Source organism: Leucobacter sp. M11 (assembly GCF_035726885.1).
Classification (GTDB): domain Bacteria; phylum Actinomycetota; class Actinomycetes; order Actinomycetales; family Microbacteriaceae; genus JAPFRB01.
Map to the genome: position 1 here is coordinate 130,245 of NZ_JAPFRB010000001.1, position 680 is coordinate 130,924.

Genomic DNA, 680 nt, shown 5'->3' on the forward strand with positions numbered 1-680 from the left:
CTCGTCCAGGATGACGACGGCGGGGTCGGCGAGCTCCACGCGCGCCAGGGCGAGGTGCTGCGCGAGCGCCGCTTCGAGCGGGTGCCCGCCGTGCCCGACCGGCGTGTCCAGCCCCTCGGGCAACGCCGCCGCGGCCTGCTCGGCGCCCGCCCGGGACAGCGCGGCCCGGAGCACGTCGTCGCTCGCGGCCGGGGCGGCGAGCGTCAGATTCTCGCGCAGCGTCGCGGCGAACACGTGCGCCTCCTGCGCCACGGTGACGATGCGTTCCTCCCCCACGCCGCGCTGGACCAGCCCCGCGCCGGGCCGGTACACCCCCGCGATCAGGGCGGCGAGCGTTGACTTGCCCGAGCCCGTGGCCCCGACGACGGCGAGGGTCTCCCCGACGCGCAGGGACAGGCTGACGCCGACGAGCACCGGCGCGCCGTCCGCGTAGCCGAAGCTCGCGTCCGCCACCCGGACGAGCACCCCCTCCGGGAGCGGCTCCGCCTGGCCCGGCTGGTCCGGCTGGCCCGCGGCCTCCGCTGCCCCGGTTACCGCGGGGGCCCGGTTGATCACCCCGACGAGTCGCCCGAGGGCGGCGAGGGCGGACTGGAGGTCGTCCATCACGAATAGCAGGGCGGCGATCGGGGCGACCGTTCTGAGGAACAGCAGCGCGGCGGCGGTCACCTCGCCCGGCGTGG

Annotated in this window: 1 protein-coding gene; it reads right to left on the reverse strand. The window is 77.5% G+C overall.

Features of this window, described 5'->3' with window-relative positions; all coding sequences use genetic code 11:
- Positions 1 to 680: ABC transporter ATP-binding protein (locus OOT08_RS00650; protein WP_325090664.1), on the reverse strand; the 680-nt coding region annotated here is incomplete at both ends.